The organism is Streptomyces sp. NPDC001889 (assembly GCF_053594535.1).
On sequence record NZ_JBSFER010000013.1, the window covers coordinates 45,499 to 72,034 of the forward strand.

A 26,536-nucleotide genomic window follows, 5' to 3' on the forward strand; every position below is an offset into this window, starting at 1 on the left:
GGGTACCGGACGATGTGCCCGTCATGCTACGCCAGCACCGCATACGCCCCACGGGTTGTCCACAGGCTGTGGGCGATGATCGGGGGATGGCCGATACAACGGAGAACGAGACGAGCGGTGCGGCGGGCAGGACGGCGGAGGAGGCGCTGCGGTATCGCAGACTGGCCGCCTGGCGGAGGTCCGAGAAGCTGTTGTGGACGGGTCCTGCGGACCGTTCCCTGCGGTCCCGGCTGACGGAGCTGGCGTCGGGTGGGGACGGGATCTGGGACATGGACGACCACCCGGACATCTACGGCGGCGGGACGGTCGCGGAGCTGGAGCGGCGGACGGCGGAGCTGCTCGGGTTCCCGGAGGCGGTGTACTTCCCGACGGGGACGATGGCGCAGCAGGTGGCGCTGCGGTGCTGGGCCGGGCGGACCGGGAACGCGACGGTGGCGCTCCATCCGATGGCCCACCCCGAGGTGCACGAACGGGGCGCCTTCGAGGCGCTGAGCGGGCTGCGCACCGTCCATCCGACCCGGGAGCGCAGACTGCCGACGGCGGCGGAGGTGGCGGACTTCGAGGAGCCGTTCGGGGCGCTGATGCTGGAGCTGCCGCTGCGGGACGCGGGGTTCGTGCTGCCGGAGTGGGAGGAGCTGGTGGCGGTGGTGGGAGCGGCGCGGGAACGGGATGCGGTGGTGCACTTCGACGGCGCGCGGCTGTGGGAGTGCGCCCCGCACTTCGGCCGCCCGCTGTCGGAGGTGGCGTCGCTCGCGGACAGTGTGTACGTGTCCTTCTACAAGTCGCTCGGCGCGCTCTCGGGCGCGGCGCTGGCGGGCCCCGCCGAGGTGATGGCGGAGGCGAGGGCGTGGCGCCACCGCTACGGGGGGCAGCTGTTCCAGCAGTACCCGGCGGCCCTGTCGGCGCTGCTGGGCCTGGAGCGCGAGCTGCCCCGGCTGCCGTCGTACGTCGCCCACGCGAAGCGGGTGGCGGCGGCGCTGGGGGAGGGGCTGCGGGAGTCGGGGGTGGGGTGGTATCGGGTGAACCCGGGGGTGCCGCAGACGCATCAGTTCCAGGTGTGGCTGCCGTACGAGGCGGAGGTGCTGAACGAGGCGGGGGTGGGGCAGGCGGAGGAGACGGGGGTGACGCTGTTCCGGGTGTGGTGGGGGGAGGGGGGTCCTCCGGGGGTGTCGGTGACGGAGGTGACGGTGGGGGCGCCGGGGCTCGGGTGGGACGGGCGCGCTGTCCGCGCGGCCCTGGCGGACTTCCTCCGCCGAGTGCCCCCCACCACCTGAGGCGCCCCCACCCCGGTCCCCACGGTGTGCGGGGCCCGCCCTCGATCACCCGGCGCCCGTGGTGCGGGGTGCGTCCTTACCGGACAGGCCGACACGCACCAGCTCGGGCACCCGTGGTGCGGGGTCCGTCCTCAATCGCCGGACGGGCTGAAATTGCTCGGGCTACCCGTGGTGCGGGGTGCGTCCTCACCGGACAGGCCGACACGCACCAGCTCGGGCACCCGTGGTGCGGGGTCCGTCCTCAAACGCCGGACGGGCTGGGGTTGCTCGGGCTACCCGTGGTGCGGGGTCCGTCCTCAAACGCCGGACGGGCTGGGGTTGCTCGGGTCCCCCGTCACCCCGGGTCCGTCCTCAAACGCCGGACGGGCTGGGGTTGCTCGGCTCCGCCGATGGGCCGAGGCACGAAATCCAGCCCCTCCGGCGATTGAGGAGCGGGGGCTCGGGGGCCGGCCCCCGACCGCGGCCCGCAGCATGCGGGGTCCGCTGGCACAGGGTCCGTCCTCAAACGCCGGACCGGCTGGGGTTGCTCGGGCCACCCGTCACCCGGGGTCCGTCCTGAGACTCCCCCAGAGCTGCCTCCGGAAGGTGCCCCCAGACGGGCCGGGGGCACCTCGGGCCGCCCCAGCGCGAGGTGCATTCCCACACGCCGGACCGGCTGGGGCTGCCGGGGCCCGGGGGGCCGATTGACGGCGGGCGTCAAGTGGGGGGCTTTCCGGGGCGTCCGACCCCCACCATGGGACCCGTGAGCGTCACCATCGACATCAGCGGCCTCCCCCCGGAGCGCGTCGTCTTCGAGATATCCCCCCTCGCCGAACTCGGCGTGGCCCTGCACGCCCTCGCCGAGCCCGGCCACCACCCCGGGCTGCACGGCTGGGCCACCGCCACCTCCGCGTCGCTCAAGCCCGACCTCGCCGACCGGCTCTGCGAGGCGGACTTCCTCTGGCGGACCACCTTCTCCGATGTGTTCATGCCGTTCGCCGGACCTCGCTCCGGCACCACCACCCCCTCACCCTCCCCCACCCTCGCCGGGGACCTCGACCTCCTCGACCGGCTCGACGACGACACCTTCGTCTCCGCCGCCCTGGAGTTCACCTGCTCGGAGCGGTACAGCCGGGGCGGCCCCTCCGCCCTGCGCGACCCCGCCCGCCGCGACCGCGCCCTGGAGCTGGCCGCCTTCCGGGGCCCTCGCCAGCTCGACTTCACCCGGCGGCTGCTCGACGACCCCACCGCCGTGCGCGCCTGGGTCCGCCGGCTCTTCGAGGACTGCGACGAGGCCTTCTTCGCCGACACCTGGCGCCGGGTCCTCCCCCAGCTCGCCGCCGACGCCCGGCACCAGACCGAACTGCTGCGCCACAAGGGCCTCGCGGAGGCGCTGCGCTCCGTCTCCGCCGCGCTCTCGGTCGACGAGGACCGCACCCGTATCACCGCCGACAAGATCTCCGACGGCCGGACGACCGCCGTCCCCGGCGGCAACCCGGCCGCCGCCGGGCTCACCCTCATCCCGTCCAGCTACGGCTGGCCGCATCTGATGGTGCTGCACGCCCCCGGCTGGCGCCCCGTGATCCACTACCCCGTCGGGTCACCCGCCGTCCCCGACCCGTCGTCGGTCGGGCTGCTCACCCTGCGGATGGAGGCCCTCGCCCACCCCATGCGCATCCGGCTCTGCCGCAGCCTCGCCCGTACCCCGTACACGACCACCGAGCTGGCCGACACCTGCGGGATCACCGCTCCGGAGGTGTCCCGCCACATCTCCGTCCTGAGGAAGGCCGGGCTGATCTCCACCCGCCGGCGCGGGCGCTATGTGCTGCACCAGCTCGATGTCACCACCGTCGCCCGGCTGGGCAGCGACTTCCTGGAGACGGTGCTGCGCTGAGCCGGCCCCGGCCCCGGCCGGGGCCGGGCCGGGCGTCACTTCCCCGGGTTGCCGCCCGCCCGCACCAGACCGGTCTCGTACGCCAGCACCACCACCTGCACCCGGTCCCGCAGACCGAGCTTGGTGAGGATGCGCCCCACATGCGTCTTGACGGTGGCCTCGGAGAGCACCAGCCGGCCGGCGATCTCCCCGTTCGACAGGCCCTGCGCGACCAGCAGCATCACCTCGCGCTCCCGCTCGGTCAGCCGGTCGACCTCTTTGTTCCGGGGCTCGCTCCCGCCGCTCGGCAGCATCGGGGAGAAACGGTCCAGCAGCCGGCGGGTCGTCGACGGCGCGACCACCGCGTCCCCGCTGTGCACCGAGCGGATCGCCGCGAGCAGCTCACCGGGCGGCACGTCCTTGAGCATGAAACCGCTGGCCCCCGCCTTCAGCCCGGAGAAGGCGTACTCGTCCAGGTCGAACGTGGTCAGGATCAGCACCTTCGGCGGACGGGGCGCGGCACAGATCCGCCGGGTCGCCTCGACCCCGTCCAGCCTCGGCATGCGGACGTCCATCAGGACGACGTCCACCGCCGTGGCGCGCAGGATCTCGATGGCCTCCGCGCCGTCGCCGGCCTCCGCCACCACTTCCATGTCCGGCTGGGCGGCGAGCACCATACGGAATCCGGTGCGCAGCAGCACCTGGTCGTCCACGAGCATCACACGGATGGACATGTCAGCGGGTCTCAATCGTTCGAAGGGATTCGAAGGGAGAGGCCGGCCCGGAGAGCTGGGCGGGCCGGTCGGGCCGGGAGGGCTGAGCGGGCTGAGCGGGCTAGGCGGACTAGGCGGACTAGGCGGGCTTGAGAGGCAGCAGAGCACTGATCCGGAATCCTCCGCCGGGTCTGGGCCCGGCGTCCAGGGTGCCGCCGACCATACCGATGCGCTCCCGCATGCCGATGAGTCCGTGGCCCTGGCCGTCGGCGCCCCCGTCCTGGTACAGCTCGTGGGAGGCGCCCCGCCCGTCGTCCTCCACGAGCAGTCCGAGCCCGTCGTCGAAGTAGACCAGCCGCACGCTCGCGCCGACCTCCGGCCCACCGTGCTTGCGGGTGTTGGTGAGGGCCTCCTGGACGATCCGGTACGCCGTCAGCTCCACCCCGCTCGGCAGCGGCCTCGGCGTCCCCTCGACCCTGAAGTCGACGGTCAGCCCCGCCGCGCGGACATGCTCGACCAGCTCCTCGATCTGCCGCACATCGGGCTGGGGGACGTACTCACCGCTCTCCGGCGCGTCACCGGTGCGCAGCACCCCGAGGAGTCTGCGCATCTCGGCCAGCGCCTGGCGGCCGGTGCTGGAAATGGTCTCCAGGGCCTGTTTGGCCTGGTCGGGGGCGGCGTCCAGGACATAGGCGGCGCCGTCGGCCTGGACCACCATCACGGAGACGTTGTGCGCGACGACATCGTGCAGCTCCCGGGCGATCCTGGCACGCTCGGCGGCGACCGCGACCTTCGACTGGGCCTCGCGCTCCCGCTCCAGCCGCATCGCCCGCTCCTCCAGCTGGGCGAAGTAGGCCCGGCGGGTGCGTATCGAGTCGCCGAGGACCCAGGCGAGCACGAACGGCACCGCCAGCACGATGATGAAGAAGACCTGGCCCGTGGTGGATATGGACGGATCGGGCGGCCAGGCGATCTGGGACACGGGCGCCGCGACCAGCCCGCCGACGAGGGCCAGCCGGCGTGCCCACTTCGGGGCGTCGCGGGCGGCGACCGTATAGATGATCACCAGCATCGCGAAGTCGCCGGGGACGACCCGGATGTCCGTCACGACCTGGAGGACGCCCAGCACGGCGGTGAGGACGAGCATCCGCTCCGGAATCCGGCGGCGCAGCGCGACCACCAGGGCCAGCCCCAGGGAGATGGGCACACCGGCCCAGCTGGGGTTGTAGCTCCTCTCCTGTGCGAGCTGCATCAGGGAGAGCGCCAACAGGACCAGGGCCCAGAAGGTGTCGACACCGGTGGGGTGTCTGCGAATGAAGTCATAGACGCGCTGCACGTAACCCAGAGTAGGGAAGGAGGACAGGTGTAGGGGTCAACCGTCAGAGCGATCCGGCGGGCCGGGGCGTACTCCGCAAGGTGGAGACTGGTCGCGTGGCGGACGACGGCGATACGTATGCGTGGCGCGGCTGGCGGGAGGCGGCCGAGGCCGCGCTCTACGGGCCCGGCGGTTTCTATCTGCGGCCCGAGGGCCCGGCGGGGCATTTCCGTACGTCGGTGCACGCCTCGCCCCTCTTCGCGGCGGCGGTCGCCCGGCTGCTGAGAACCACGGTGGAGGGGCTGGGCTCCGGGGCCGGGGAGCCGTCGGTGGTGGACATGGGCGCGGGGCGGGGGGAGCTGCTGGCGGGGGTGCTGGCGGCGCTGCCGGACGGATACCCGGTACGGGCGTACGCCGTGGAGCGCGCCGCCCGCCCCGAGGGGCTCGACCCGCGCATCGAATGGCTGCCGGAGCCCCCGGCGGGGGTCAGCGGGCTGCTCTTCGCCAACGAGTGGCTCGACAATGTGCCCGCCGAGGTCGCGGAGGTCGACGCGGAGGGAGTGGTGCGCCGGGTGCTGGTGCGGCGGGACGGCACGGAACGGCTGGGGGAGCCGGTGGAGGGTGCGGACGCGCGGTGGCTGGAGCGGTGGTGGCCGCTGGAGGAGCCGGGGGCGCGGGCGGAGATCGGGGGGAGCAGGGACGCGGCGTGGGAGGGGGTCGTGGCGGGGATGCGGGAGGGGCTGGCGGTGGCGGTGGACTACGCGCACGTGGCGGGGGCGCGGCCGCTGTTCGGGACGCTGACCGGGTTTCGGGGTGGGCGGGAGGTGCGGGCGGTGCCGGACGGGAGCTGTGATCTGACGGCGCATGTGGCGCTGGACGCCTGTGCGCTGCCCGGGGCGACCCTGACCTCTCAGCGGGCGGCCCTGGCGGCCCTGGGTGTCTCCCCCGCCCGCCCGCCCCTCTCCCTGGCGTCCACGTCCCCCGCGGAGTACCTCCGCGCCCTCTCCGCCGCCGGCGAGGCGGCCGAACTGATGTCCCCCGGCGGCCTGGGCGATTTCCTCTGGCTCCACCAGCCCGTCCCCCCGTCCTGACGGTCCACCCGGGTGTGAGGGCGGGCTGGGTTTGCTCGGGTCGCCCGCCACCCGGGGCCCGTCCTCGAACTCCCCCGGAGCTGCCTCCGGGAGGTCCCCCCGGACCGGCTGAGGCCGCTCAGCCCCGCCGGCACACATTCCAGCCCCGCCGGCGATTGAGGCGCGGGGCTCGGGGGCAGGGCCCCCGACCGAGGCCCGCAGCATGCGGGCACCTGTCGCCCAGGGTCCGTCCTCGAGCGCCGGACGGGCTGAAATTGCTCGGGTCTTCCGTCACCCGGGGCCCGTCCTCAAACCCCCCGAAGCTGCCTCCGGGAGGTCCCCCCAGACGGGCTGGAGATGCCGGACCAGCCGGGAATGCTCGGGCCGCCCGTGGCGCGAGGCCGTCCTCGAACTCCCCCGGAGCTGCCTCCGGGAGGTACCCCCGGACCGGCTGGAGATGCCGGGCCAGGCGGGCCGGAGTGGCGGTGGGCTCGACAGGAGGCCCTCAGGTGCGGGGCCCGCCGGAGGGCGGGGGATACTGAACGCATGACGGAGACCACGTTCGGCATCGGCGGCGCCGCGGAAAGCACCGACATGGTGCTCAACATCGGCCCCCAGCACCCCTCCACCCACGGCGTCCTCCGCCTCCGCCTCGTCCTCGACGGCGAGATCATCCAGCACGCCGAACCCGTCATCGGCTACATGCACCGCGGCGCGGAGAAACTCTTCGAGGCCCGCGACTACCGCCAGATCATCATGCTCGCCAACCGCCACGACTGGCTCTCCGCCTTCTCCAACGAGCTGGGCGTCGTCATGGCCGTCGAGCGGATGCTCGGCATGGAGGTCCCCGAGCGCGCCGTCTGGACCCGCACCCTGCTCGCCGAGCTGAACCGGGTCCTCAACCACCTCATGTTCCTCGGCTCCTACCCCCTGGAGCTGGGCGGCATCACCGCCGTCTTCCACGCCTTCCGGGAGCGCGAGGAGCTCCAGAGCGTGCTGGAGGAGATCTCCGGCGGCCGGATGCACTACATGTTCAACCGGGTCGGCGGCCTCAAGGAGGACCTCCCGGCCGGCTGGCTCGGCCGGGTGCGGCACGCCGTGGCCGAGGTGCGCTCGCGGATGGACGTGTACGACCGGCTGGTGCTCGGCAACGAGATCTTCCGGGGCCGGACCCGCGCCGTCGGTGTCCTCTCCGAGCAGGCCGTGCACGCGTACGGTGTGAGCGGCCCGATCGCCCGCGCGTCCGGCGTCGACTTCGACCTCCGCCGGGACGAGCCCTATCTGGCGTACGGGGAGCTGGCCGACACCCTGAAGGTGGTCACCCGCTCCGAGGGCGACTGCCTGGCCCGCTTCGAGGTGCTGCTCGACCAGACGTACAACTCCCTCGACCTCGCCGACGCCTGTCTCGACCGGATCGCCGATCTGGAGCCCGGCCCGATCAACCAGCGGCTGCCCAAGGTGCTCAAGGCCCCGGAGGGCCACACCTACGCCTGGACGGAGAACCCGCTCGGGATCAATGGCTACTACCTGGTCTCCAGGGGCGAGAAGACCCCGTACCGGCTGAAGCTGCGCTCGGCGTCGTACAACAACATCCAGGCCCTCGCCGAGCTGCTGCCGGGCACACAGGTGCCGGACATGGTCGCGATCCTGGGCTCGCTGTTCTTCGTCGTCGGCGACATCGACAAGTGAGCCCGGCGGGCGGGTGGGTGGGCCAGGCCGGGCCCACCCTCCGCTCAGGAGTTCACCGCGTCCCGCAGCTCGCCGAGGTCGAGCCGCTCCGTCTCGTCGTGCGCGGTCAGATCGATCACCTCGCCGACGGCCGCGCGGTCCACGGCGACCGGGGCCGGGGCAGGGGCCGGGGCCGCGTCGGCGAGCGCCTCCTCGCCGACGACATCGGCGAGATCCTGCTCCTGCACGGCCTCGATCGCCCGCTGTGCCGGGGCGGCCGGCACGGCAGCCGCCTCCGCGCCCTGGGTGCCGAAGAAGTCGAAGTGGCCCTCGGGCCGGGCCGGTACGGCGCCCCGCCGGGGGCCGTAGGGAACGATCGCCGCGGAGCGCCTGGCGGGGAGGGCGGCGGCCGGGCGGGGGCGCGGCTTCGCCCCGGCGTCCGCCGTGTGCTTCCCCTGCGGCGGTTCGTCCGCCTTCCCGGGCTGTGCGGCCACCGCCGGAACCGCTTTGGCGGTACGCCCGGACCGCTGCGACACCGCGTTGCGCGCGAGGTCGTCCAGGGCCCTGGCGGCGCGCAGATAGGTGGAGGCGGTGGGCGAGGCCCCGGCCACGGGCAGCGCCCTCGGCCCGTCCGCCTCGACGGCGAGCTGCCGGCGCCCTTCGAGCGCGCTGGCCCGCTCGGTCTCCGCGGTGGCGTAACGGCGCAGCAGGGCGGCGTGCTCACCGCGCAGGGCGGCCAGTTCGACCCGCTTGGCGCGCAGCTTCGCGTCGAGCTTGGCGCGCAGCTCGCGCGACTCCTCGACATCCGCCTCCAGTTCGGCTATCCGCTCCTCGGCCTTGACGGCGTCACTGGCCCGGCCCCGGGTCAGATCGGCGACCTGGAGACCCGCCGCGCGATCCCAGTGGCGCATCAGAAACGCGCCGGTCACAGCGGCGGCGGCCGCGGCGCCGACCAGGGCGCGGAGCAGGACCGGTTCACTCAGCAGCCACGCGCCGGCGGCGCACAACGCGGACGCTCCGGCGACCGCGCTGGGCGGCAGCAGCCTGTGCAGGGGCGGGGAATGGCGGTGGCGTCCACGTGGCATGGCCTGAAATTTACCGTGCGGAGAAGCGGATGGGGATATCGGCCCGGAAAAACTCTCGTTCCCGAACACCATCGGGATCGGAACCCCGGTTCTTCCTCGGGTTCTTCCTCCGGATCTCCCCGCGGATCTCCCTCCGCTTCCGCGCCGGGAACGCCGGGCCGCCCTTCACCCCTTCTTCACCGCTCGCGGCCCGCGGTCTACTTCCCGAGCAGGTTCCTGGACTCCAGATACTCCTTCGCCACATCCTTCGGCTTGGCCCGTTCGGCGTCGACCCTGCGGTTCAACTCGGCGAGATCCTCGGTCGTCAGCGCCTTGGTGATCTTGCCGAGGGCTTCCGCTATCTCCGGTGAGCCGGCGTCCTTGGCATTGACCACGGGCAGGACGTTGTCCGCGTTCTGGAGCTTCTTGTCGTCCTCCAGGAAGACCAGTCCGTCCAGCACCGCGTCCGTGGTGGTGGTGAGCACCAATTGCACATCGCCGTCCCTGACGGCCTGCTTGGACTGCGGGGTGCCGACGCCCTTGGGGTCCACGCCCGTGACATCGATACCGTAGGTCTTCTTCAGACCCGGTGCGCAGAACGGCCGCACGGTGCACTCGTCGCCCGCCGCGACCTTGACCTTCAGCTTGGACTTTCCAAGATCGGAAAGTGTCCTGAGGTTGTTCTTCTCGGCGAATTCCCGGCTCACCGCGAAGGCGTTCTGGTCGACCGCCCCGCCGGCCGGGAGCACCTTCAGCCCGCGCGGCCCGGCCAGCTCGGTGAGCGCGGCGACGGTGGCTTTCGCGTCGCTGGAGGCGACGGGCTTCTCCTCGGGCGCCTTCGCGCCGTTGACCTTGGCGTTGAGGAATTCGGCGATCGTCGCCGCGTACTCCGGTACGACGTCGATCTCCCCCTTCTCCAGCGAGGGTTCGTACAGCTCGCGGTTCTTCACCGTGGTGATCGAGGTCCGGTAGCCGGTGTCGGCGAGGATCTGCGCGTACAGCTCCGCCAGGACCTTGGACTCGGTGAACGAGGCCGAGCCGACGACCAGCGAGCCCTTCTCACCGGAGCCGCCGCCCGAGCCGCCGTCCTTCGACTTCTCCAGGGTGTCGCCGCCGCACGCGGCGAGAGAACCCGTCAGGGCCACCACGGCCAGTGCCGCTCCCGCGATACGAGAGGTCTTGCGCATCAGGTTCTCCGTCCAGAGGTCCATGAGGGTCCATGCGTCCATGAGGGTTCATGAGGGTTTGTGAGGGGCCGTGCCACCCTGGGCGATCGTGTGCGGGGAAGGCGGGCTCACACGGCCCCGCGCGGTCGCGCGACCGCCGTGCGCAGCGGGTTGAACAGCCGGTCCGCGATCACCAGCACCCCCTCCACCAGCAGCGCGAGCCCGGCCGCGAGCAGCGCCCCGGCCACCACCTGCGCGGTGTCGAAGGTGTTGAACCCGGCGGTGATGATCCGGCCCAGACCGCCCTGCCCGACCATCGAGGCGATGGTGGCGGTGGCGACCACCTGCACGGCGGCCGACCGGAGCCCGGTCATCAGCAGCGGGTAGGCGAGCGGCAGCTCCACCCGGAGGAAGACCTGCTTCCCCGACATCCCCATCCCCCGCGCGGCCTCCACCACCGCCCGGTCGACCTCGCGCATCCCGACATAGGCGTTGGTGAGCAGCGGCGGCACCGCGAAGAGCACCAGGGCGATGATCGTCGGCGCGTATCCGGCGCTGCGGAGGGGGGTGAGCATGAAGAGCGCGAGGACCGCGAAGACGGGGATGGCCCGCCCGGCGTTGGAGATGTTGATCGCCAGCGCGCCGCCCCTGCCGAGGTGGCCGAGCCAGAGCGCCAGCGGCAGGGCTATCGCACAGGCCAGCAGCAGCGCCGCGCCACTGACGTACACATGCTCGCCGAGGCGGTGCCAGGCACCGCTCTCCCCCGACCAGTTGGACCCGGTGGTGAGCCAGGTCCACGCATCGGCCGGCACCCCCATCAGACGGCCCCCCCGGTCCTGGGCTCCGGGGTCGTCCCCGACGCCCGGGCGGCCCCGGATATCCGGGTCCAGGGCGTCAGCAGCCGCTGCGCCCCGAGCAGCAGCAGATCCGCCACGACGGCCAGCAGCACACAGAGCACGGACGCGGTCAGCACCTGGGCCTTGAAGGTGGTCTGCACCCCGTCGTCGATGAGGTTGCCGAGGCCGCCCTTGCCGATGAGCGCGCCGACGGTGGTCAGCGCGACGGTGGAGACGGTGGCGATCCGCAGTCCGGCCATCAGCGCGGGCAGCGCGAGGGGCAGCTCGACCTCCCAGAGCAGCCGGCCCGGGCCGTACCCCATGCCCCGGGCGGCCTCCCGGGCCTCGGCGGGCACCGCGTCCAGCCCGGCGAGGATGTTCCGCACGAGAATGGTGAGCGAATAGAGCACGAGCCCGGTGACGACGAGCGCGGCCGAGAGGCCGAAAACGGGCAGCAGCAGCGAGAACATCGCCAGCGACGGAATCGTGTAGAGGAGGGTGGTCAGGCCGAGGACGGGGGCGGCGAAGGCGGGCCGCGCCCGCGCGAGAAGCGCCAGCGGGAATGCCACCGCGAGCCCGATCAGCACCGATGCCACGGTGATCCAGACATGCTCGATCGTCGCATCGGTCAACTCCTGACTCCGGGAGCGCAGATACTCCCCGCAGATCCAGTCATTGGCCGCCAGACAGCTCTGCGCGGCCAGTCGCATACTCATGATTCCCCACCTCCCCGCCCATCCCCTTCGTATGTCTGATGACCTTAACCTTGGCCACTGACAATCGCCGAGAGACGGCACACAGCGGCAACACGCCCTTCACACACCACGCGCCACAATGGGGAGCCATGATCCGTTTCGAGAATGTCACCAAGCGATATCCGGACGGAACGACGGCCGTCGACGATCTGTCCTTCGAGGTGTCCGAGGGCGAACTGATCACCCTGGTGGGTCCTTCCGGCTGCGGCAAGACCACCACGATGAAGATGGTCAACCGGCTCATCGAACCGACCAGCGGGCGGATATTCCTCGACGGCGACGACATATCCGCCATCGACCCGGTCACCCTGCGGCGGCGGATCGGCTATGTGATCCAGCAGGTCGGCCTCTTCCCGCACAAGACGGTGCTGGAGAACACCGCGACCGTCCCCCACCTGCTCGGCTGGAAGCGCGCCCGGGCCCGGGAGCGCGCCGCCGAACTGCTCGATCTGGTCGGCCTCGACCCGTCGGTGTACGGCGACCGCTACCCCGAGCAGCTCTCCGGCGGCCAGCGCCAGCGGGTCGGTGTGGCCCGCGCGCTCGCGGCCGACCCTCCCGTGCTGCTGATGGACGAGCCCTTCGGCGCGGTCGACCCGGTGGTGCGCGAGCACCTCCAGAACGAGTTCCTCAAGCTCCAGTCCCAGGTGCGCAAGACCGTGCTCTTCGTCACCCACGACATCGAGGAGGCGGTGCGCCTCGGGGACCGTATCGCCGTGTACGGACAGGGGCGGATCGAACAGTTCGGCGCCCCGGCGGCGGTGCTCGGCACCCCGGCGACGCCCTATGTCGCGGACTTCGTCGGCGCCGACCGGGGGCTCAAGAGGCTCTCGGTCACCCCCATCGAGGAGAGCGACCTGGAGCAGCCGCCGGTCGTCGGGCTGGACGATCCGCTGCCCCGGGAGCTGGGCGCGCGCTGGGCCGTGGTGCTGGACACGGCGGGCGATCTGCACGGCTGGATCTCCGCCGAGCAGGCGCGCGCGCAGGGCTCCGTGCGGGAGCACGCCCGCCGGATGGACGCCTGGCTGCCGCTGGGCGCCTCCCTCAAGCAGGCCTTCGCCACCATGCTCCAGCACGACGCCGGCTGGATCGCGGTGATCGACGAGGAGGGGACCGGCCGCTTCCTGGGCGTACTGACCCCGGCGAGGCTGCACGAGGCGCTGCGGCGCTCCATCGACGCCGACGCGCAGGACATCCCGCGCACGGAGGTGGAGCTGGAGTCGATCGCGACCGTGGCGACGGCGGAGTAGCCGGACCGGCGGTCGGGGTCAGGCCGGCGGAGCAGCCGGGCCGGTGGGCAGGGGCAGGGGCAGGGGCAGGACGGCGGAGCAGCCGGGCCGGTGGGCAGGGGCAGGGGCAGGACGGCGGAGCAGCCGGACCGGGGGTCGGGGTCAGCGCGCGCCGAGCCGGCCGCTCATCCACTCCAGCGCGGGCGGCACCTGGCGCGACCAGGTGGTGAAGTTGTGGCCGCCGCTGTCGAGGATGATCGAGGAGACCCGGGCGGGTGGCCGCACCCGGGAGATGAACTCCCGGGTCGCGCCGAGGTTGTCCTCCCCCGTGCGGGAGCTGGTCACCAGGAACGACGTCCTGCCCTGCGGCCGGTGGTCCAGGCTCCACAGCAGATCCGCCCGGTCGCGCAGGGCCTGGTCGCCCCGGAAGAGGTTCCCGGTCGTCGGGTCCTCGGCCGCCTTGTAGTACGCGGAGAGCCCCACGCCCACCGAGTACCGCTGCGGGTGGTGCATGGCGATCTTCAGCGCGCAGTAGCCGCCGGTGGAGACACCGATGACGCCCCAGCCGCGCGGTGCGGTGTCCACCCGGTAGGTCTGTGCCACGGCGGCCGGCAGATCCTCGCCCAGAAACGTTTCCGCCTGCGGTCCGCCCGGGATGTCGACGCATTGGGTGTCCCTCGGCGGCGCGACCGTCGAACGGAGCATCACCAGCACCATCGGCTGCATCCGCCCCTCCCGGGCCTTCCGGAAGGCGATCTGCGGATACTTCTGCCCCTTGATCAGATTCTCCGCCGTCCCCGGATAGCCGGTGAGCGCGACCACGACGGGGAAGTTCCGCTTCCGGTACTCCGGCCGGAAGTACTCGGGCGGCAGATAGACATAGGCCGGAACGGTGATGCGGGACTTCTCGCCCCGCACCACGACCTTGTGGAGCCGGCCGCCCTTCTCGGGCCGCGCGCCGCCCTCCACCGGGGCCATCCGCCGGTCGACGACCTCGATCCGGTCCGCGTCCGCCGAGTGGTCGACCACCACCCCGAGCCGCTGCTCCCGTCCGAGGAGATCGGACCAGGAGCCGTAGAAGAGGAACGCGTTGTTCGCCACCAGCCCGACGGTGGCGAAGAGGGAGAGCTGTGTCGCCAGCAGCAAACCGATCCGGCCGCACACCGCACGCGGGCTCCGGCCGGCCAGCCGTGGCCAGAACCAGATGGTCGCCACAAAGAGCCCCACGGCCGCCACAACGGCTCCCGTCAGGACATAGCCACTGGTCAGACCCATGAGACGTAAAACTCGCTCTCTCAATATTTCGTGATGTACCAGTCAACCCGCCCCCGGAAAGTCCCGTCCTAGGTAACGCAAATCGTCCGGTGCCGCCTGACCGCGGCCCAGCGGCACAGGTTTTTCGCAACGTCATGGGAAGCGATGTCTGCAACGGTAGATGGGGACAAATCCGGATCGGTTCCGGGACGGGTCACCCGGCGACGGCGTGTCCGGCGGTTGCTGCGCGGCCCCCGCCCCCGGGCCGTGCCCAGTCTCACCGCCACGGCCTGCGCGCTCATCGGCTTGATCGATATCACCGCGGGGATACGCCCGGCGCTCCGGCACAGCGGGACCGCCGGCACCCCGGAGCCGTACGCCGCCGGACTCTCCGCCACCGGGCCGTACGCCGCCGCGCTCTCCCTCACCACCGGTGTCCTGCTCGTACTGCTCGCGCACGGCCTCAGACGCCGCAAACGGCCGGCCTGGCGGGCGGCCGCGGTGCTGCTGCCCGCCGGGGCGCTCGGGCACCTCCTCCACGGGCAGCCGGCCGCGCTGGCGATCGCGCCGCTCGTGGTCCTGGTGCCGCTGATCGCCCACCGCCGTGAGTTCTCCGCCCGGCCCGACCCGCGCGGCCGGCGGCGGGCCCTCGCGGTCCTCGCCCTCCTGGGCGCCGGCGCGCTCGCCGCCGGGACCGCCGTCACCGCCGTCACCGCCGCCCACCCGGACCGGGCGCCCGGCTCCCCCGGCCCCGGCGACCTGCTGAAGCACACCCTGTACGGGCTCCTCGGCTTCGAGGGACCCGTCGCCCACACCGGGGGCGCGCCCTGGACCGTGGCGTACACCCTGGGAGCCCTCGGACTGCTCACCGCCGCCGGCGCGCTCCACGCCCTCCTGCGACCGGAGCGGCCGGACTCCCGGCTCGGCGCCGACGACGAACAGCGGCTGCGCGATCTGCTCGCCCGGCACGGCGCCCAGGACTCCCTCGGGCACTTCGCGCTCCGGCGCGACAAGGGCGTGGTCTTCTCGCCCAGCGGGAAGGCGGCCGTCTGCTACCGGGTCGTCTCCGGGGTGATGCTCGCCTCCGGCGACCCGGTCGGCGATGCCGAGGCGTGGCCCGGCGCCATCGAGCGCTTCCTGGCCGAGGCCCGGGCGCACGCCTGGACCCCCGCCGTGATGGGCTGCTCCCGGACCGGCGGCGAGGTGTGGACCCGCGAGGCCGGGCTCGACGCGCTGGAGCTGGGCGACGAGGCGGTGGTGGAGGTCGCGGACTTCTCCCTCTCCGGGCGCGCGATGCGCAATGTCCGCCAGATGGTGAACCGGATCGAGCGCGGCGGGTACACCACCCGGGTGCGCCGCGCCCACGACCTCCCCGACGAGGAGCTGGCGGCGATCCGGCGCGCCGCCGACGCGTGGCGGGGCACCGGCACCGAGCGCGGCTTCTCCATGGCGCTGGGGCGGATCGGGGACCCCTCGGACGGGGAGGCCGTGATCGCCACCGCGCACCGGGACGACGACCCGGGCGCGCCCCACGGCGATCTGAAGGCGGTCATCCACTTCGTGCCCTGGGGCACGGACGGCATGTCCCTGGAGCTGATGCGGCGCGACCGCTCGGCCGACCCCGGCGTGAACGAACTGCTGATCGTCGCCGCGCTGCGGGCGGCCCCCGGGCTGAAGGTCGAGCGGGTCTCGCTGAACTTCGCGATGTTCCGCGCGGCGCTCGCCCGGGGCGAGCGGCTGGGCGCGGGGCCGGTGCTGCGGCTCTGGCGCGGTCTGCTGGTCTTTCTCTCGCGCTGGTTCCAGATCGAGTCGCTGTACCGGTTCAACGCCAAGTTCCGCCCCCGGTGGGAGCCGCGCTTCGTGGTCTTCCGCAGCGCCCGTGACCTGCCGAGGATCGCCTTCGCCGCGCTCCGGGCGGAGGGTTTCGTGACCGCGCCCCTCCCCCGCCCGCGGCGCCGGCGGACGGGCCCCCCGCTGACGGCACCGCCCGCACCGGCAGGCCCTAGGCTGGGCGTATGAGTACGTTGAGCGGGTTGCCGGAATGGGATCGCTGCGCGGTCATGGGGGTCGTCAATGTGACACCCGACTCCTTCTCCGACGGCGGTCGCTGGTTCGACACCACCGCCGCCGTGAAGCGCGGGCTGGACCTCGTCGCGGACGGCGCCGACCTCATCGACGTGGGCGGCGAGTCCACCAGGCCCGGGGCCAGCCGGGTGGACGAGGAGGAGGAGCTGCGCCGGGTCGTCCCGGTGGTCCGGGGGCTGGCCGCCGAGGGCGTCACGGTCTCCGTCGACACCATGCGCGCCTCCGTCGCCGACCGGGCCGTCTCCGCGGGCGCCGTCCTCGTCAACGACGTCAGCGGCGGGCTCGCCGACCCCGGCATGGTCGCCGCCGTCGCCGCCGCCGAGGTCCCCTTCGTGGTGATGCACTGGCGCGGCTTCAGCCAGGACATGAACAGCCGGGCGGTGTACGAGGACGTGGTCGCCGAGGTCATCGGCGAGCTGCGCGCCCGGATGGAGGCGGTCGTCGCCGGCGGTATCGCGCCCGAGCGGATCGTCGTCGACCCCGGTCTCGGCTTCGCCAAGGACGCCGAGCACGATCTCGCGCTCGTCGCCCATCTGCGCGACTTCCGCGAGCTGGCCCGCCCCCTGCTGGTCGCCGCCTCCCGCAAACGGTTCCTCGGCCATGTCCTCGCCCGGGACACCAAGGACGGGGCCCCGCCCCGCGCCCGGGAGCGGGACGCCGCCACCGCCGCGATCTCCGCGATCTCCGCCCACGAGGGCGCCTGGGCCGTCCGTGTCCACGAGGTCCGGGCCACGGCCGACGCCGTCCGGGTCGCCCGCGCCGTCGAGGCCGCCCGGTGAGCCGCACCGACATCGAGCAGGTCGAGGAGGCCAACACCACGTTCTACGAGACGATGGAGCGCGGCGACTTCGAGGCGCTCTCCGGTCTCTGGCTGGACGACGACATCTCCTGCATCCACCCGGGGTGGCCGGTGCTCTCCGGGCGCGGCGAGGTGCTGCGCTCCTACGCCCTGATCATGGCGAACACCGAGTACATCCAGTTCTTCCTGACCGATGTGAAGGTCAGCCTCGTGGGCGACACCGCGCTCGTGACCTGCACGGAGAACATCCTCAGCGGCGGGCCCGCCGAGGAGAGCGGTGAGCTGGGGCCGCTGGTGGGGCAGCTGGTGGTCGCCACCAACGTGTTCCGCCGCACGGCGGACGGGTGGCGGATCTGGTCGCACCACGGCTCCCCCGTGCTCACGGAGAGCGCCGGGGACGAGGACGAGGGCGAGGAGGCCCCCTCCTAGGGAGGGCAGGGCCGCCGCGGGCGGACGGGCGGGGGCCCGGGAGGGTTCGGGGCCCCGGCGCGGGGCAGAAGCCGGTCCACCGGCGGCCGGGCGTCCCGGTGAGCGGCCCCGCGGGCGAGTGGTGTCGGTGGCCGCAGGTAGATTCGAATGGGCACACGAGCCGTGGTTGGGTGGATGTGTGGCCGTATGCCCGGATGACCTACGAGAGCAGGAGTGATTCGCGTGGATCGTGTCGCGCTGCGCGGCCTCAAGGCCCGCGGGCACCATGGCGTCTTCCCACGGGAGCGCGAGGAGGGGCAGACCTTCATCGTGGATCTGGTGCTCGGCCTCGACACCCGCCCCGCAGCGGCCGATGACGACCTGGCGAAGACCGTGCACTACGGCGTCGTGGCGGAGGAGGTCGTCGCGATCGTCGAGGGCGAGCCCGTCGACCTCATCGAGACCCTGGCGGAGCGGATCGCCCGCAGCTGCCTCCAGCACGACGGCGTCCAGGAGGTCGAGGTGGTGGTGCACAAGCCCGACGCGCCGATCACCGTCCCCTTCGACGACGTGACCGTCACGATCACCCGGAGCCGAGTATGAGCGACCCCACGGTGCAGCCCGTGCCCGCGTCCGTGGTCGAGCAGGTGGACGCGGCGGACGTGACCCTCTCCAACCCCAGGCGGGCCGTGATCTCCCTCGGGGCGAATCTGGGCAACCGCCTGGAGACCCTCCAGGGCGCGGTCGACGCGCTGGAGGACACCCCCGGGGTCCGGGTGAAGGCCGTCTCCCCGGTGTACGAGACGGAGCCCTGGGGAGTGGAGCCCGGCTCCCAGCCCTCGTACTTCAACGCGGTGGTGCTGGTGCGGACGACCCTGCCGCCGGACTCCCTGCTGGAGCGCGGCCAGGCGATCGAGGAGGCGTACGACCGGGTGCGCGAGGAGCGCTGGGGCCCGCGCACCATCGATGTGGACATCGTGGCGTACGCGGACGTGGTCTCGGACGACCCGGTGCTGACCCTGCCCCACCCGCGCGCCCACGAGCGCGCCTTCGTGCTCGCCCCCTGGTGCGATGTGGAGCCGGACGCCGAGCTGTCCGGGCACGGCCCGGTGGCCGAGCTGCTGAAGTCGGTCGGCCGGGAGGGAGTGCTCGCCCGTGCCGATCTGGAACTCCGGCTGCCGGAGTAGTCGTTAGGCTCTTGGTTGGCACGGTGACGGAAGGGCGGCTCTCTCGGTGAGGCAACTACGACTCGGTGTACTGGCCGGTCTCTTCGCCGGGGCCGGTCTGCTGTCCTGGGCGGGCGCCCGGCTGTGGGAGTCGTTCGGGACGATCCCGAGCGTGCCCCTGGCCGCGCCGATCGTGCTGGCGGCCATCGCGGCGATCCTGCTGGCGACGGCGCTCTCCCTGCGCTCCCGGCTGAAGGCCCAGCGCGAGCGGCGCCCCGGCGCGAAGGGGGTGGAGCCGCTGATGGCGGCTCGCGCGGTGGTGTTCGGGCAGGCGAGCGCGCTGGTGGCGGCGCTGGTGAGTGGGATGTACGGAGGGGTGGGGGTGTTTTTGCTGGGGTCGTTGGAGATGCCGGCGCGGCGGGAGCAGGCGATTTACGCGGGGTTTTCGGTGGGGGCGGGGGTGGCGGTGATCGCGGCGGCCTTCTTCCTTGAGCGCGTTCTGCGCCTCCCCGAGGACCCGGATTCCCCCCACCCCACCCCTCCGGGCCCCGCCCCCGCCTAGGTCGTCTTCTTTCGGATCTTGCCGGGCTCGCGAGCCCGGGCACCGCGCTTCGCCGCGTTGTCGTCGGTCGCCGACGCTCCCCCGAGCAAGCCGGCCCGTCCGGCACCCCCAGCCGGTCCGGGGGCACCTCCCAGAGGAAGCTCTGGGGAAGCTTGAGGACGGCCCCTGCCGCACACACCCAAGCCCGTCCGGCCCATGAGGACGGCCCCCGCACCACAGGTGCCCGCACACACCCAAGCCCGTCCGGCGCTTGAGGACGGACCCTGGTCCACAGGACCCCGCACCCCGCAAGATGCAGCCCGTCCGGCGTTTGAGGACGGACCCTGGTCCACAGGGCCCCGCATCCTGCGAGCCACGGTCGGGGGCCAGCCCCCGAACCCCCGCTCCTCAAACGCCGGAGGGGCTGGGGTGGTGCACCGCAGCCCACCCGAGGAGCTAGGCGGGTGTGCCTACAGCCACCCGAGCGGCTGGGTGGGTGTGCCTCAACCACCCGAGGAGCTTGGTGGATGTGGCCTCAACCACCCGAGAGGCCAGGTAGGTGTGCCTCAACCACCCGAAGAGCCAGGTAGGTGTGCCCCAGCCACCCGAAGAGCCAGGTGAGCTTGGCCTCAACCACCCGGAAGGGCTGAGAGGGTGTGCCTCAGCCACCCGAGGGGGTGGAGCGCCCGTGCTCCCGCAGGGGACTGGGTTTGCTCAGGCCGGCCGAGAGGCTGAGGTTCCCCCAGGCGCGCCGCGAGGCTGAGCCCCTGCTCAGGCTCGCAAGGCCGGGCGGGCCAGCCCCGCCAGGGAGGTCGTGGGGTCAGCGGGCCATGATCAAGGACATCGCCTCGTTGCGGGTGGCCGGGTCGCGGAGCTGGCCCCGGACCGCCGAGGTGATCGTCTTGGCACCGGGCTTCCGCACCCCGCGCATGGTCATGCACATGTGCTCGCACTCCACCACCACGATCACCCCCCGCGGCTCCAGTATCTCCATCAGCGAGTCCGCGATCTGCGTCGTCAGCCGCTCCTGCACCTGCGGCCTCCGCGCGAACACATCCACCAGCCGCGCCAGCTTCGACAGCCCCGTGATCTTCCCGTCCGCCGACGGGATGTACCCCACGTGCGCGACCCCGACGAAGGGCACGAGGTGGTGCTCGCACGAGCTCATCACCTCGATGTCCTTCACCAGCACCATCTCGTCGTGCCCGAGGTCGAACGTCGTCGTCAGCACGTCCCGCGGCTGCTGCCACAACCCCGCGAATATCTCCTTGTACGCTCGCGCCACCCGCCCGGGCGTCTCCCGCAGCCCTTCACGGTCGGGGTCCTCACCGACCGCGATCAGCAGCTCGCGCACGGCACTCTCGGCCCGCTTCTCGTCGAACTCACCGATCGTGCCCTCGCCGTCCAGCGTCACGGGGTCGGTCATCTGTGCCTCGTTCCTCTTGCTCTGGGCTGCGGTCGTACAGAATGCCGCGTCCCCCCAGGCTAAAACCTGGGGGGACGCGGCATTCATTCCGGGCCCGGGTGACCTGCGGTCGCCCGGGCCGCGGATCAGCTCTCCGGGCGCTCCTCCGGCGCGGGCGCCGGAGCCGGGGCCGCCTCGGTGGCCTTGGTGGTGTCCACGGCCGAGCCGTTCGCGGAGCCCGCCCCGTTGGTGAGGGCCAGCTCCTTCGGCGAGAGCACCGGCGGCCTGGTGGAGGGTGTCCGCCGGGAGGAACCGGTCCACGCCGGACGGGCCGGGCGCTTCACGATCGGGGCGAAGACCTCGGCGATCTGCTCCTTGCCGAGGGTCTCCTTCTCCAGCAGCTCCAGCACGAGGTTGTCGAGCACATCGCGGTTCTCGACCAGGATCTCCCAGGCCTCGTTGTGCGCGGTCTCGATGAGCTTCTTGACCTCTTCGTCGACGAGCGCCGCGACCTCCTCCGAGTAATCGCGCTGGTGCGCCATCTCCCGGCCGAGGAACGGTTCGGTGTTGTCGCCGCCGAACTTGATCGCGCCGAGGCGCTCGGTCATGCCGTACTGCGTGACCATCGCGCGGGCCGTGGTGGTGGCCTTCTCGATGTCATTGGCCGCACCGGTGGTCGGGTCGTGGAAGACCAGCTCCTCGGCCGCGCGCCCGCCCAGCATGTAGGCCAGCTGGTCGAGCATCTCGTTGCGGGTGGTCGAGTACTTGTCCTCGTCCGGAAGCACCATCGTGTACCCCAGGGCACGGCCCCGGGAGAGGATGGTGATCTTGTGGACCGGGTCGGAGTTCGGCAGAGCCGCCGCGACCAGGGCGTGGCCGCCCTCGTGGTACGCGGTGATCTTCTTCTCCTTGTCCGACATGATCCGGGTCCGCTTCTGCGGTCCCGCGACCACCCGGTCGATCGCCTCGTCCAGCGCGTGGTTGTCGATCAGCTTCTTGTCGCTGCGCGCGGTGAGCAGCGCGGCTTCGTTCAGCACATTCGACAGATCCGCGCCGGTGAAGCCCGGTGTGCGCCGGGCGACGGCGCCGAGGTCGACGTCCGGGGCGACCGGCTTGCCCTTCTGGTGAACCTTGAGGATCTCCAGCCGGCCCTGCATGTCCGGGCGGTCGACCGCGATCTGCCGGTCGAAGCGGCCCGGGCGCAGCAGCGCCGGGTCGAGGATGTCGGGCCGGTTGGTGGCGGCGATCAGGATGACCCCGCCCTTCACGTCGAAGCCGTCCATCTCGACGAGCAGCTGGTTGAGCGTCTGCTCGCGCTCGTCATGACCGCCGCCGAGACCCGCGCCGCGGTGCCGGCCGACGGCGTCGATCTCGTCGACGAAGACGATCGCCGGAGCGTTCGCCTTGGCCTGCTCGAAGAGGTCGCGCACCCGGGAGGCGCCGACGCCGACGAACATCTCGACGAAGTCCGATCCGGAGATCGAGTAGAAGGGAACGCCGGCCTCACCCGCGACGGCGCGGGCCAGCAGGGTCTTGCCGGTGCCGGGCGGGCCGTACAGCAGCACACCCTTGGGGATCTTGGCGCCGACGGCCTGGAACTTCGCCGGCTCCTGGAGGAACTCCTTGATCTCGTGGAGTTCCTCGACTGCCTCGTCCGACCCCGCCACATCGGCGAAGGTCGTCTTCGGGGTGTCCTTGGTGATCAGCTTGGCCTTGGACTTCCCGAAGTTCATCACTCGGGAGCCGCCGCCCTGCATCTGGTTCATCAGAAACAGGAAGACCAGCACGATCAGTACGAAGGGCAGCAGGGAGAGCAGCACCGAGATGAACGGGCTCTGCTTCGACGGCGAGACGGTGTATCCCTCGGAGATGTCACCGTTCTCGAACTTCGTCTGAAGCTTGTCGGCGAGGGCGACGCCCTGGGTGCCGATATAGCTCGCCTGGATCTTGCCGCTGCCCTTGACCTTGTGGTCGCCCTTGAGGTCGACCTTGATGATCTGTTCGTCGCCGGTGGTCAGCTTGACCGAGTCGACCTGGTTCTTGTCGATCGCCTGGACGACCTGGCCGGTGTCCACTGTCTTGTAGCCGCCCGACGAGCCGACGACCTGCATCAACACGACCACGGCGAGGACGGCCAGCACGATCCACATGACCGGCCCACGGAAGTATCGCTTCACGTCCATCCATACGGGGCGGTGTCGCCCCGTCCCTCCTGCCCGTAGGTAAATGCTGCTGTGAGAAAAGACTGTTCTTCGGACGGTACCCCAGCATCGCTGCCGTGACCGCACGCCCGGGACGACAAACCCGTCCTCCCAGGGTCCAACGGCGAAAAGGGGGCCTTGGTTCCCGGACCGGGCCGGGGCGCCGGATCAGCCGCCGTAGACGTGGGGCGCGAGGGTGCCGACGAAGGGGAGGTTGCGGTACTTCTCCGCATAGTCCAGCCCATAGCCGACAACGAACTCGTTGGGGATGTCGAACCCGACCCACTTCACATCGAGCGCGACCTTCGCGGCGTCCGGCTTGCGCAGCAGGGTGCACACCTCGATCGAGGCGGGCTCGCGCGACCCCAGGTTGGAGAGCAGCCACGAGAGGGTGAGCCCCGAGTCGATGATGTCCTCGACGATCAGGACGTGCCGGCCCTTGATGTCGGTGTCCAGGTCCTTGAGAATCCGGACGACTCCGGAGGACTGGGTGCCCGCGCCGTAGGACGACACCGCCATCCAGTCCATGGTGACGGGGCTGGAGAGCGCCCGCGCCAGGTCGGCCATCACCATCACGGCGCCCTTGAGGACACCGACGAGCAGCAGCTCCTTGCCCTCGTACTCCGCGTCGACCTTCGCGGCCAGCTCCGCCAGCTTCGCGTCGATCTCTTCCTTGGTGATGAGCACCGACTGGAGGTCGGTGCCCATGTCCTTCTCGTTCACGCGGTCGCTTTCTCTCGCCGGGTTCCGGGGTGCTTCCCCGGTCCGGCAGGAGTTGCCGGGGTCCGGGGGGCCGGGAATCCGGGGGCCCGCGAGGGGCTCCCGGGTGACCTCAGCCGCCGTGCTCGTACCGCGGCTGCGTCAGCCTTGCCGGATGACAAGTCTGCCACTCTGCCGGCGCGCCTCGACGCGGCCGGGCAGATTGATGGCTCCCTGGCCCCGCCAGCCGGTGATCAGACGGTCCACTTCCTCGACATGACGGGCGAACAGGGACCCGGCGGGGGAACCGGCCTGGATCACGGCCCGGCGCAGCACCCGGCGGCGGACGGCGGGCGGCAGCGCGTAGAGCTTGGCGCACTCCAGCTGGCCGCTCTCGTCGCGCACCGACGAGTCGGCGTCGGCGGCCCAGGTGTCCAGGGCGTCGGCGTCGTCGCGGGAGAGCTGCGCGGTCCGGGCGAGGGCCTCGACGACTCCCTTGCCGAGGGCCTTCTCCAGGGCGGGCAGCCCTTCGTGGCGCAGCCGTGAGCGGGTGTAGGCGGGGTCGGCGTTGTGCGGGTCGTCCCAGACGGGCAGCGACTGCACCATGCAGGCCTTGCGGACGGTCTGCCGGTCGAGCTGGAGGAACGGGCGGCGGTAGCGGTCGTGCCGCCCGGAGACGGCGGCCATCCCGGACAGGGAGCGAATCCCCGATCCCCGGGCCAGCCCCAGCAGGACGGTTTCCGCCTGGTCGTCGCGGGTGTGGCCGAGGAGTACGGCGACGGCGCCGTGGCGGTCGGCGGCGGCGTCCAGGGCCGCGTACCGGGCGTCGCGGGCGGCGGCCTCGGGGCCTCCGCCCCGCCCGACGCGGACGGAGATGGCCTCGACGGGTTCGAGACCCATCGCGGACAGGCGCCCGGCGACCTCGGAGGCACGTTGGTCGGAGCCGTGCTGGAGACCGTGGTCGACGGTGATGCCGCCGGCCCGGACGGAGAGTTTCCGGGCCTCGAAGGCGAGGGCCGAGGCGAGCGCCATGGAGTCGGCGCCGCCCGAGCAGGCCACCAGCACCAGGGGGCCGGCGGAGGAGGACGAGGCGGCGGACGAGGCCGCCGCGGCACAGGCGGGGGTCGCCGCCTGGCGCAGCCGTGCGACGCGGTCGGCGGGGGGTGCCGTGGTGACCCGGTCGGGGAGCGGGGGGTACTCGGTCAGTACGTCGTGGAGTACGCGGCGGACCGCCAGGCGTATCGCCGCGACCGCAGGATGGGGACCCATGTCCGGTGCCCTTCGTGAAGGAGGTTGGGGGGTACCTCGGTGAGGAGTCGGAGCGGTGGTTCGGTCGGTGTCGGTCGCTTCCGCCGCTTCCATCGGCTTCCGTCGGCCGGTCGGGTTCCCGGTGGGGGCTCCGTCGGCTTCCGTCGGCTTCCGTCGGCGTCGGCGATCGTCGGTGAGCGTCGGTGAGTGACACGGCCGGTGATTCGGTCACTGAGAGTGCGATGATGGTGACAGAACCGAGCCGCTCACCGAGCATCGCACGGCTCCCTACGGCCCCAGGGTCCCTCGGACGGGTGATGCTGTGCCCCCGAGGGGGCGCTCCCCGGCCCTCCCGAGGGCGCGTGGGTGGCGCGACCCGCCGCCGCGCCCGCGCTTCCCGGACCCGCGCCTCACCGACCCGCGCTTCCCGGACCCGCGTCAGCCCCACCCGCGCTTCCCGGGCCCGCGCCTCCCGGACCGCGCCCCCGGACCGCGGCCCCCGGAGGTGCGTCCGCCGGAAGCCGGCGGCCCCTCGGGGCCGGGTCCTCCGCGGAGCCCGCCCCGGGGGGCCGGAGCCGGCCCGCGGCCTCACCGGCCTCCGGCCGGCCCGGCCCGCCGCCCGGAGGCGGCGCCCCGCGCGGAACCCCCTCTCAGGAGTCAGCCCTGCGGTGCACCCGCGCCACCCACTCGGCCGGCCTGGCGATCTCCGCCTTCGTCGGGAGGGTGTTGGGCGAGGTCCAGACCCGGTTGAAGCCGTCCATGCCGACCTCGTCGACGACGGCCCGGACGAACCGCTCGCCGTCACGGTACTGCCGCAGCTTCGCGTCGAGCCCCAGGAGCTTGCGCAGCGCCAGGTCCAGCCGGCTGGCGCCGCGCGCCCTGCGCTGCTGGAACTTCTCCCGGATCTCGGCGACCGAGGCCACGACATCGGGACCGACACCGTCCATCACATAGTCCGCGTGCCCCTCCAGGAGCGACATCACGGCGGTGAGCCGGCCGAGGATCTCGCGCTGCGCGGGCGTCTGGACCAGTTCGACGATGGAGCGCCCGCTCTCCTCCTCCTCGCCCTCGGGCCGCGCCCCGGCCAGCGACTGGGCGGCCTCCCGCAGCCGCTCCAGGACCGTCATCGGGTCGACGTCGGTCTCGCCCAGGAACGCCTGGATCTCGCCCTCCAGATGGTCGCGGAGCCAGGGCACCCCGGTGAACTGGGTCCGGTGGGTCTCCTCGTGCAGACAGACCCAGAGGCGGAAGTCGTGCGGATCGACCTCCAGCTCACGCTCCACATGGACGATGTTGGGGGCGACCAGCAGCAGCCGCCCGCCCCCGCTGGCACCGGCGGGCAGGTCGCGGGAGGCGGGGGCGAAGGTCTCGTACTGCCCGAGGACCCGGGAGGCCAGGAACGACAGCAGCATCCCCAGCTCCACGCCGGTGACCTTGCCGCCGACGGCGCCGAGCACCGCGCCCGTGGCACCGCCGGTGCGGCGCTCCTGCATCTTCTCCAGCAGTGGTTTGAGCAGCTCGCGGAAGCCCGCCACGTTCGCCTTGACCCAGCCCGCGCGGTCCACGACCAGAACGGGGGTGTCCTCCGGCGCGTGGTTCTCGGGGATCATGCGGGTGAAGCCCCGTACATGCTCCTCGGACGCCTTGGCATGCCGCCGCAGTTCGGCGACGATCGCACGCGCCTCGTCCTTGCTCACGTCGGGTCCTGGCCGCACGAAGCGGGTCGCGGTCGCCACCGCGAGATTCCAGTCGACCATCTCGGCACCACCGATGCTCGTCATGCGTCAACCG

Annotated in this window: 23 protein-coding genes; 11 read left to right on the forward strand and 12 right to left on the reverse strand. The window is 72.3% G+C overall.

Features of this window, described 5'->3' with window-relative positions; all coding sequences use genetic code 11:
* Window positions 1-86 precede the first annotated feature (86 nt).
* Both ACWCRA_RS16500 and ACWCRA_RS16505 read left to right on the forward strand, forming a co-directional pair.
* Window positions 87-1,274 (forward strand): threonine aldolase family protein, encoded by a 1,188-nt coding sequence (locus ACWCRA_RS16500; protein ID WP_451067906.1) that lies wholly within the window; start codon window positions 87-89, stop codon window positions 1,272-1,274.
* Window positions 1,275-2,007: 733 nt separating this feature from the next.
* Window positions 2,008-3,147 carry a DUF5937 family protein gene (locus ACWCRA_RS16505; RefSeq protein ID WP_451067907.1) on the forward strand — a complete coding sequence of 380 codons (1,140 nt, stop codon included), beginning with the start codon at window positions 2,008-2,010 and terminating at the stop codon, window positions 3,145-3,147.
* 35 nt (window positions 3,148-3,182) lie between these two features.
* Here the strand turns inward: ACWCRA_RS16505 and ACWCRA_RS16510 are convergent, their stop codons facing one another.
* Together ACWCRA_RS16510 and ACWCRA_RS16515 are read right to left on the reverse strand one after the other, a co-directional pair.
* Window positions 3,183-3,860, reverse strand: a complete 678-nt coding sequence (locus ACWCRA_RS16510) for a response regulator transcription factor (RefSeq protein WP_351553970.1) — start codon at window positions 3,858-3,860, stop codon at window positions 3,183-3,185.
* A gap of 118 nt (window positions 3,861-3,978) precedes the next feature.
* Window positions 3,979-5,175 (reverse strand): sensor histidine kinase, encoded by a 1,197-nt coding sequence (locus ACWCRA_RS16515; RefSeq protein ID WP_351553967.1) that lies wholly within the window; start codon window positions 5,173-5,175, stop codon window positions 3,979-3,981.
* An 80-nt stretch (window positions 5,176-5,255) separates the two neighbouring features.
* Between ACWCRA_RS16515 and ACWCRA_RS16520 the strand changes: the two genes are divergently transcribed.
* A complete protein-coding gene (locus tag ACWCRA_RS16520; RefSeq protein WP_451067908.1) occupies window positions 5,256-6,245 on the forward strand; it encodes an SAM-dependent methyltransferase in 990 nt (329 codons plus the stop codon).
* A gap of 525 nt (window positions 6,246-6,770) precedes the next feature.
* Entirely contained in the window at window positions 6,771-7,913 is a 1,143-nt protein-coding gene (locus ACWCRA_RS16525; protein WP_351553962.1) for an NADH-quinone oxidoreductase subunit D, read from the forward strand.
* 44 nt (window positions 7,914-7,957) lie between these two features.
* On the opposite strand, the gene ACWCRA_RS16530 is transcribed toward ACWCRA_RS16525, so the two are convergent.
* From ACWCRA_RS16530 to ACWCRA_RS16545, 4 genes are all read right to left on the reverse strand, one after another.
* Window positions 7,958-8,977, reverse strand: a complete 1,020-nt coding sequence (locus tag ACWCRA_RS16530) for a hypothetical protein (RefSeq protein ID WP_451067909.1) — start codon at window positions 8,975-8,977, stop codon at window positions 7,958-7,960.
* 197 nt (window positions 8,978-9,174) lie between these two features.
* The gene (locus ACWCRA_RS16535; RefSeq protein ID WP_351554087.1) at window positions 9,175-10,143 is read right to left on the reverse strand and encodes an ABC transporter substrate-binding protein; all 969 of its coding nucleotides are present in this window, start codon (window positions 10,141-10,143) and stop codon (window positions 9,175-9,177) included.
* 107 nt (window positions 10,144-10,250) lie between these two features.
* Entirely contained in the window at window positions 10,251-10,940 is a 690-nt protein-coding gene (locus ACWCRA_RS16540; protein WP_451067910.1) for an ABC transporter permease, read from the reverse strand.
* Entirely contained in the window at window positions 10,940-11,674 is a 735-nt protein-coding gene (locus ACWCRA_RS16545; protein ID WP_451067911.1) for an ABC transporter permease, read from the reverse strand. The genes ACWCRA_RS16540 and ACWCRA_RS16545 overlap by 1 nt, the downstream gene beginning before the upstream one ends.
* 128 nt (window positions 11,675-11,802) lie before the next feature.
* Here ACWCRA_RS16545 and ACWCRA_RS16550 point away from each other — a divergent pair, with 128 nt between their 5' ends.
* Window positions 11,803-12,960 carry an ABC transporter ATP-binding protein gene (locus ACWCRA_RS16550; protein WP_351553951.1) on the forward strand — a complete coding sequence of 386 codons (1,158 nt, stop codon included), beginning with the start codon at window positions 11,803-11,805 and terminating at the stop codon, window positions 12,958-12,960.
* A gap of 141 nt (window positions 12,961-13,101) precedes the next feature.
* Here the strand turns inward: ACWCRA_RS16550 and ACWCRA_RS16555 are convergent, their stop codons facing one another.
* On the reverse strand, window positions 13,102-14,214 hold the full coding sequence (locus tag ACWCRA_RS16555; protein ID WP_351553948.1) for an alpha/beta hydrolase: 1,113 nt from the start codon (window positions 14,212-14,214) through the stop codon (window positions 13,102-13,104).
* A gap of 144 nt (window positions 14,215-14,358) precedes the next feature.
* Here ACWCRA_RS16555 and ACWCRA_RS16560 point away from each other — a divergent pair, with 144 nt between their 5' ends.
* From ACWCRA_RS16560 to ACWCRA_RS16585, 6 genes are all read left to right on the forward strand, one after another.
* A complete protein-coding gene (locus tag ACWCRA_RS16560) occupies window positions 14,359-16,212 on the forward strand; it encodes a phosphatidylglycerol lysyltransferase domain-containing protein (RefSeq protein WP_351553945.1) in 1,854 nt (617 codons plus the stop codon).
* Complete coding sequence (gene folP, locus ACWCRA_RS16565) at window positions 16,209-17,057, forward strand: dihydropteroate synthase (protein WP_351553942.1); 849 nt, start codon at window positions 16,209-16,211, stop codon at window positions 17,055-17,057. The genes ACWCRA_RS16560 and folP overlap by 4 nt, the downstream gene beginning before the upstream one ends.
* On the forward strand, window positions 17,054-17,506 hold the full coding sequence (locus tag ACWCRA_RS16570; RefSeq protein ID WP_351553939.1) for a nuclear transport factor 2 family protein: 453 nt from the start codon (window positions 17,054-17,056) through the stop codon (window positions 17,504-17,506). The genes folP and ACWCRA_RS16570 overlap by 4 nt, the downstream gene beginning before the upstream one ends.
* A 222-nt stretch (window positions 17,507-17,728) precedes the next feature.
* On the forward strand, window positions 17,729-18,088 hold the full coding sequence (gene folB / locus ACWCRA_RS16575; protein ID WP_351553936.1) for a dihydroneopterin aldolase: 360 nt from the start codon (window positions 17,729-17,731) through the stop codon (window positions 18,086-18,088).
* Window positions 18,085-18,672 carry a 2-amino-4-hydroxy-6-hydroxymethyldihydropteridine diphosphokinase gene (folK, locus tag ACWCRA_RS16580; RefSeq protein ID WP_351553933.1) on the forward strand — a complete coding sequence of 196 codons (588 nt, stop codon included), beginning with the start codon at window positions 18,085-18,087 and terminating at the stop codon, window positions 18,670-18,672. Before folB ends, folK begins: the two co-directional genes overlap by 4 nt.
* A 46-nt stretch (window positions 18,673-18,718) precedes the next feature.
* Entirely contained in the window at window positions 18,719-19,213 is a 495-nt protein-coding gene (locus ACWCRA_RS16585; RefSeq protein WP_351553930.1) for a DUF3180 domain-containing protein, read from the forward strand.
* Between the two features lie 799 nt (window positions 19,214-20,012).
* Here the strand turns inward: ACWCRA_RS16585 and folE are convergent.
* The 5 genes from folE to ACWCRA_RS16610 all read right to left on the reverse strand — a co-directional run bounded on the left by folE (window position 20,013) and on the right by ACWCRA_RS16610 (window position 26,526).
* Entirely contained in the window at window positions 20,013-20,618 is a 606-nt protein-coding gene (gene folE, locus ACWCRA_RS16590) for a GTP cyclohydrolase I FolE (RefSeq protein WP_351557228.1), read from the reverse strand.
* Window positions 20,619-20,743: 125 nt separating this feature from the next.
* The gene (gene ftsH, locus ACWCRA_RS16595) at window positions 20,744-22,780 is read right to left on the reverse strand and encodes an ATP-dependent zinc metalloprotease FtsH (RefSeq protein ID WP_351557231.1); all 2,037 of its coding nucleotides are present in this window, start codon (window positions 22,778-22,780) and stop codon (window positions 20,744-20,746) included.
* A 186-nt stretch (window positions 22,781-22,966) separates the two neighbouring features.
* Entirely contained in the window at window positions 22,967-23,506 is a 540-nt protein-coding gene (gene hpt, locus ACWCRA_RS16600) for a hypoxanthine phosphoribosyltransferase (RefSeq protein ID WP_351557309.1), read from the reverse strand.
* Between the two features lie 153 nt (window positions 23,507-23,659).
* Window positions 23,660-24,766, reverse strand: a complete 1,107-nt coding sequence (tilS, locus tag ACWCRA_RS16605) for a tRNA lysidine(34) synthetase TilS (protein WP_351557234.1) — start codon at window positions 24,764-24,766, stop codon at window positions 23,660-23,662.
* 629 nt (window positions 24,767-25,395) lie between these two features.
* Window positions 25,396-26,526, reverse strand: coding sequence for a zinc-dependent metalloprotease (locus tag ACWCRA_RS16610; protein ID WP_451067912.1), 1,131 nt, complete (start codon window positions 26,524-26,526; stop codon window positions 25,396-25,398).
* Window positions 26,527-26,536: the final 10 nt, after the last annotated feature.

What these genes read in the sequence shown, in the direction of transcription:
- ftsH (WP_351557231.1), bottom strand. Translation starts at nt 22,780, where the DNA reads ATGGACGTGAAGCGATACTTCCGTGGGCCGGTCATGTGGATCGTGCTG.
- ACWCRA_RS16535 (WP_351554087.1), bottom strand. Translation starts at nt 10,143, where the DNA reads ATGCGCAAGACCTCTCGTATCGCGGGAGCGGCACTGGCCGTGGTGGCC.
- ACWCRA_RS16545 (WP_451067911.1), bottom strand. Translation starts at nt 11,674, where the DNA reads ATGAGTATGCGACTGGCCGCGCAGAGCTGTCTGGCGGCCAATGACTGG.
- ACWCRA_RS16500 (WP_451067906.1), top strand. Translation starts at nt 87, where the DNA reads ATGGCCGATACAACGGAGAACGAGACGAGCGGTGCGGCGGGCAGGACG.
- folK (WP_351553933.1), top strand. Translation starts at nt 18,085, where the DNA reads ATGAGCGACCCCACGGTGCAGCCCGTGCCCGCGTCCGTGGTCGAGCAG.
- ACWCRA_RS16555 (WP_351553948.1), bottom strand. Translation starts at nt 14,214, where the DNA reads ATGGGTCTGACCAGTGGCTATGTCCTGACGGGAGCCGTTGTGGCGGCC.
- folP (WP_351553942.1), top strand. Translation starts at nt 16,209, where the DNA reads ATGAGTACGTTGAGCGGGTTGCCGGAATGGGATCGCTGCGCGGTCATG.
- folE (WP_351557228.1), bottom strand. Translation starts at nt 20,618, where the DNA reads ATGACCGACCCCGTGACGCTGGACGGCGAGGGCACGATCGGTGAGTTC.
- ACWCRA_RS16610 (WP_451067912.1), bottom strand. Translation starts at nt 26,526, where the DNA reads ATGACGAGCATCGGTGGTGCCGAGATGGTCGACTGGAATCTCGCGGTG.
- ACWCRA_RS16560 (WP_351553945.1), top strand. Translation starts at nt 14,359, where the DNA reads ATGTCTGCAACGGTAGATGGGGACAAATCCGGATCGGTTCCGGGACGG.
- ACWCRA_RS16530 (WP_451067909.1), bottom strand. Translation starts at nt 8,977, where the DNA reads ATGCCACGTGGACGCCACCGCCATTCCCCGCCCCTGCACAGGCTGCTG.
- ACWCRA_RS16525 (WP_351553962.1), top strand. Translation starts at nt 6,771, where the DNA reads ATGACGGAGACCACGTTCGGCATCGGCGGCGCCGCGGAAAGCACCGAC.
- hpt (WP_351557309.1), bottom strand. Translation starts at nt 23,506, where the DNA reads ATGGGCACCGACCTCCAGTCGGTGCTCATCACCAAGGAAGAGATCGAC.
- ACWCRA_RS16510 (WP_351553970.1), bottom strand. Translation starts at nt 3,860, where the DNA reads ATGTCCATCCGTGTGATGCTCGTGGACGACCAGGTGCTGCTGCGCACC.
- tilS (WP_351557234.1), bottom strand. Translation starts at nt 24,766, where the DNA reads ATGGGTCCCCATCCTGCGGTCGCGGCGATACGCCTGGCGGTCCGCCGC.
- ACWCRA_RS16505 (WP_451067907.1), top strand. Translation starts at nt 2,008, where the DNA reads ATGGGACCCGTGAGCGTCACCATCGACATCAGCGGCCTCCCCCCGGAG.
- ACWCRA_RS16550 (WP_351553951.1), top strand. Translation starts at nt 11,803, where the DNA reads ATGATCCGTTTCGAGAATGTCACCAAGCGATATCCGGACGGAACGACG.
- ACWCRA_RS16540 (WP_451067910.1), bottom strand. Translation starts at nt 10,940, where the DNA reads ATGGGGGTGCCGGCCGATGCGTGGACCTGGCTCACCACCGGGTCCAAC.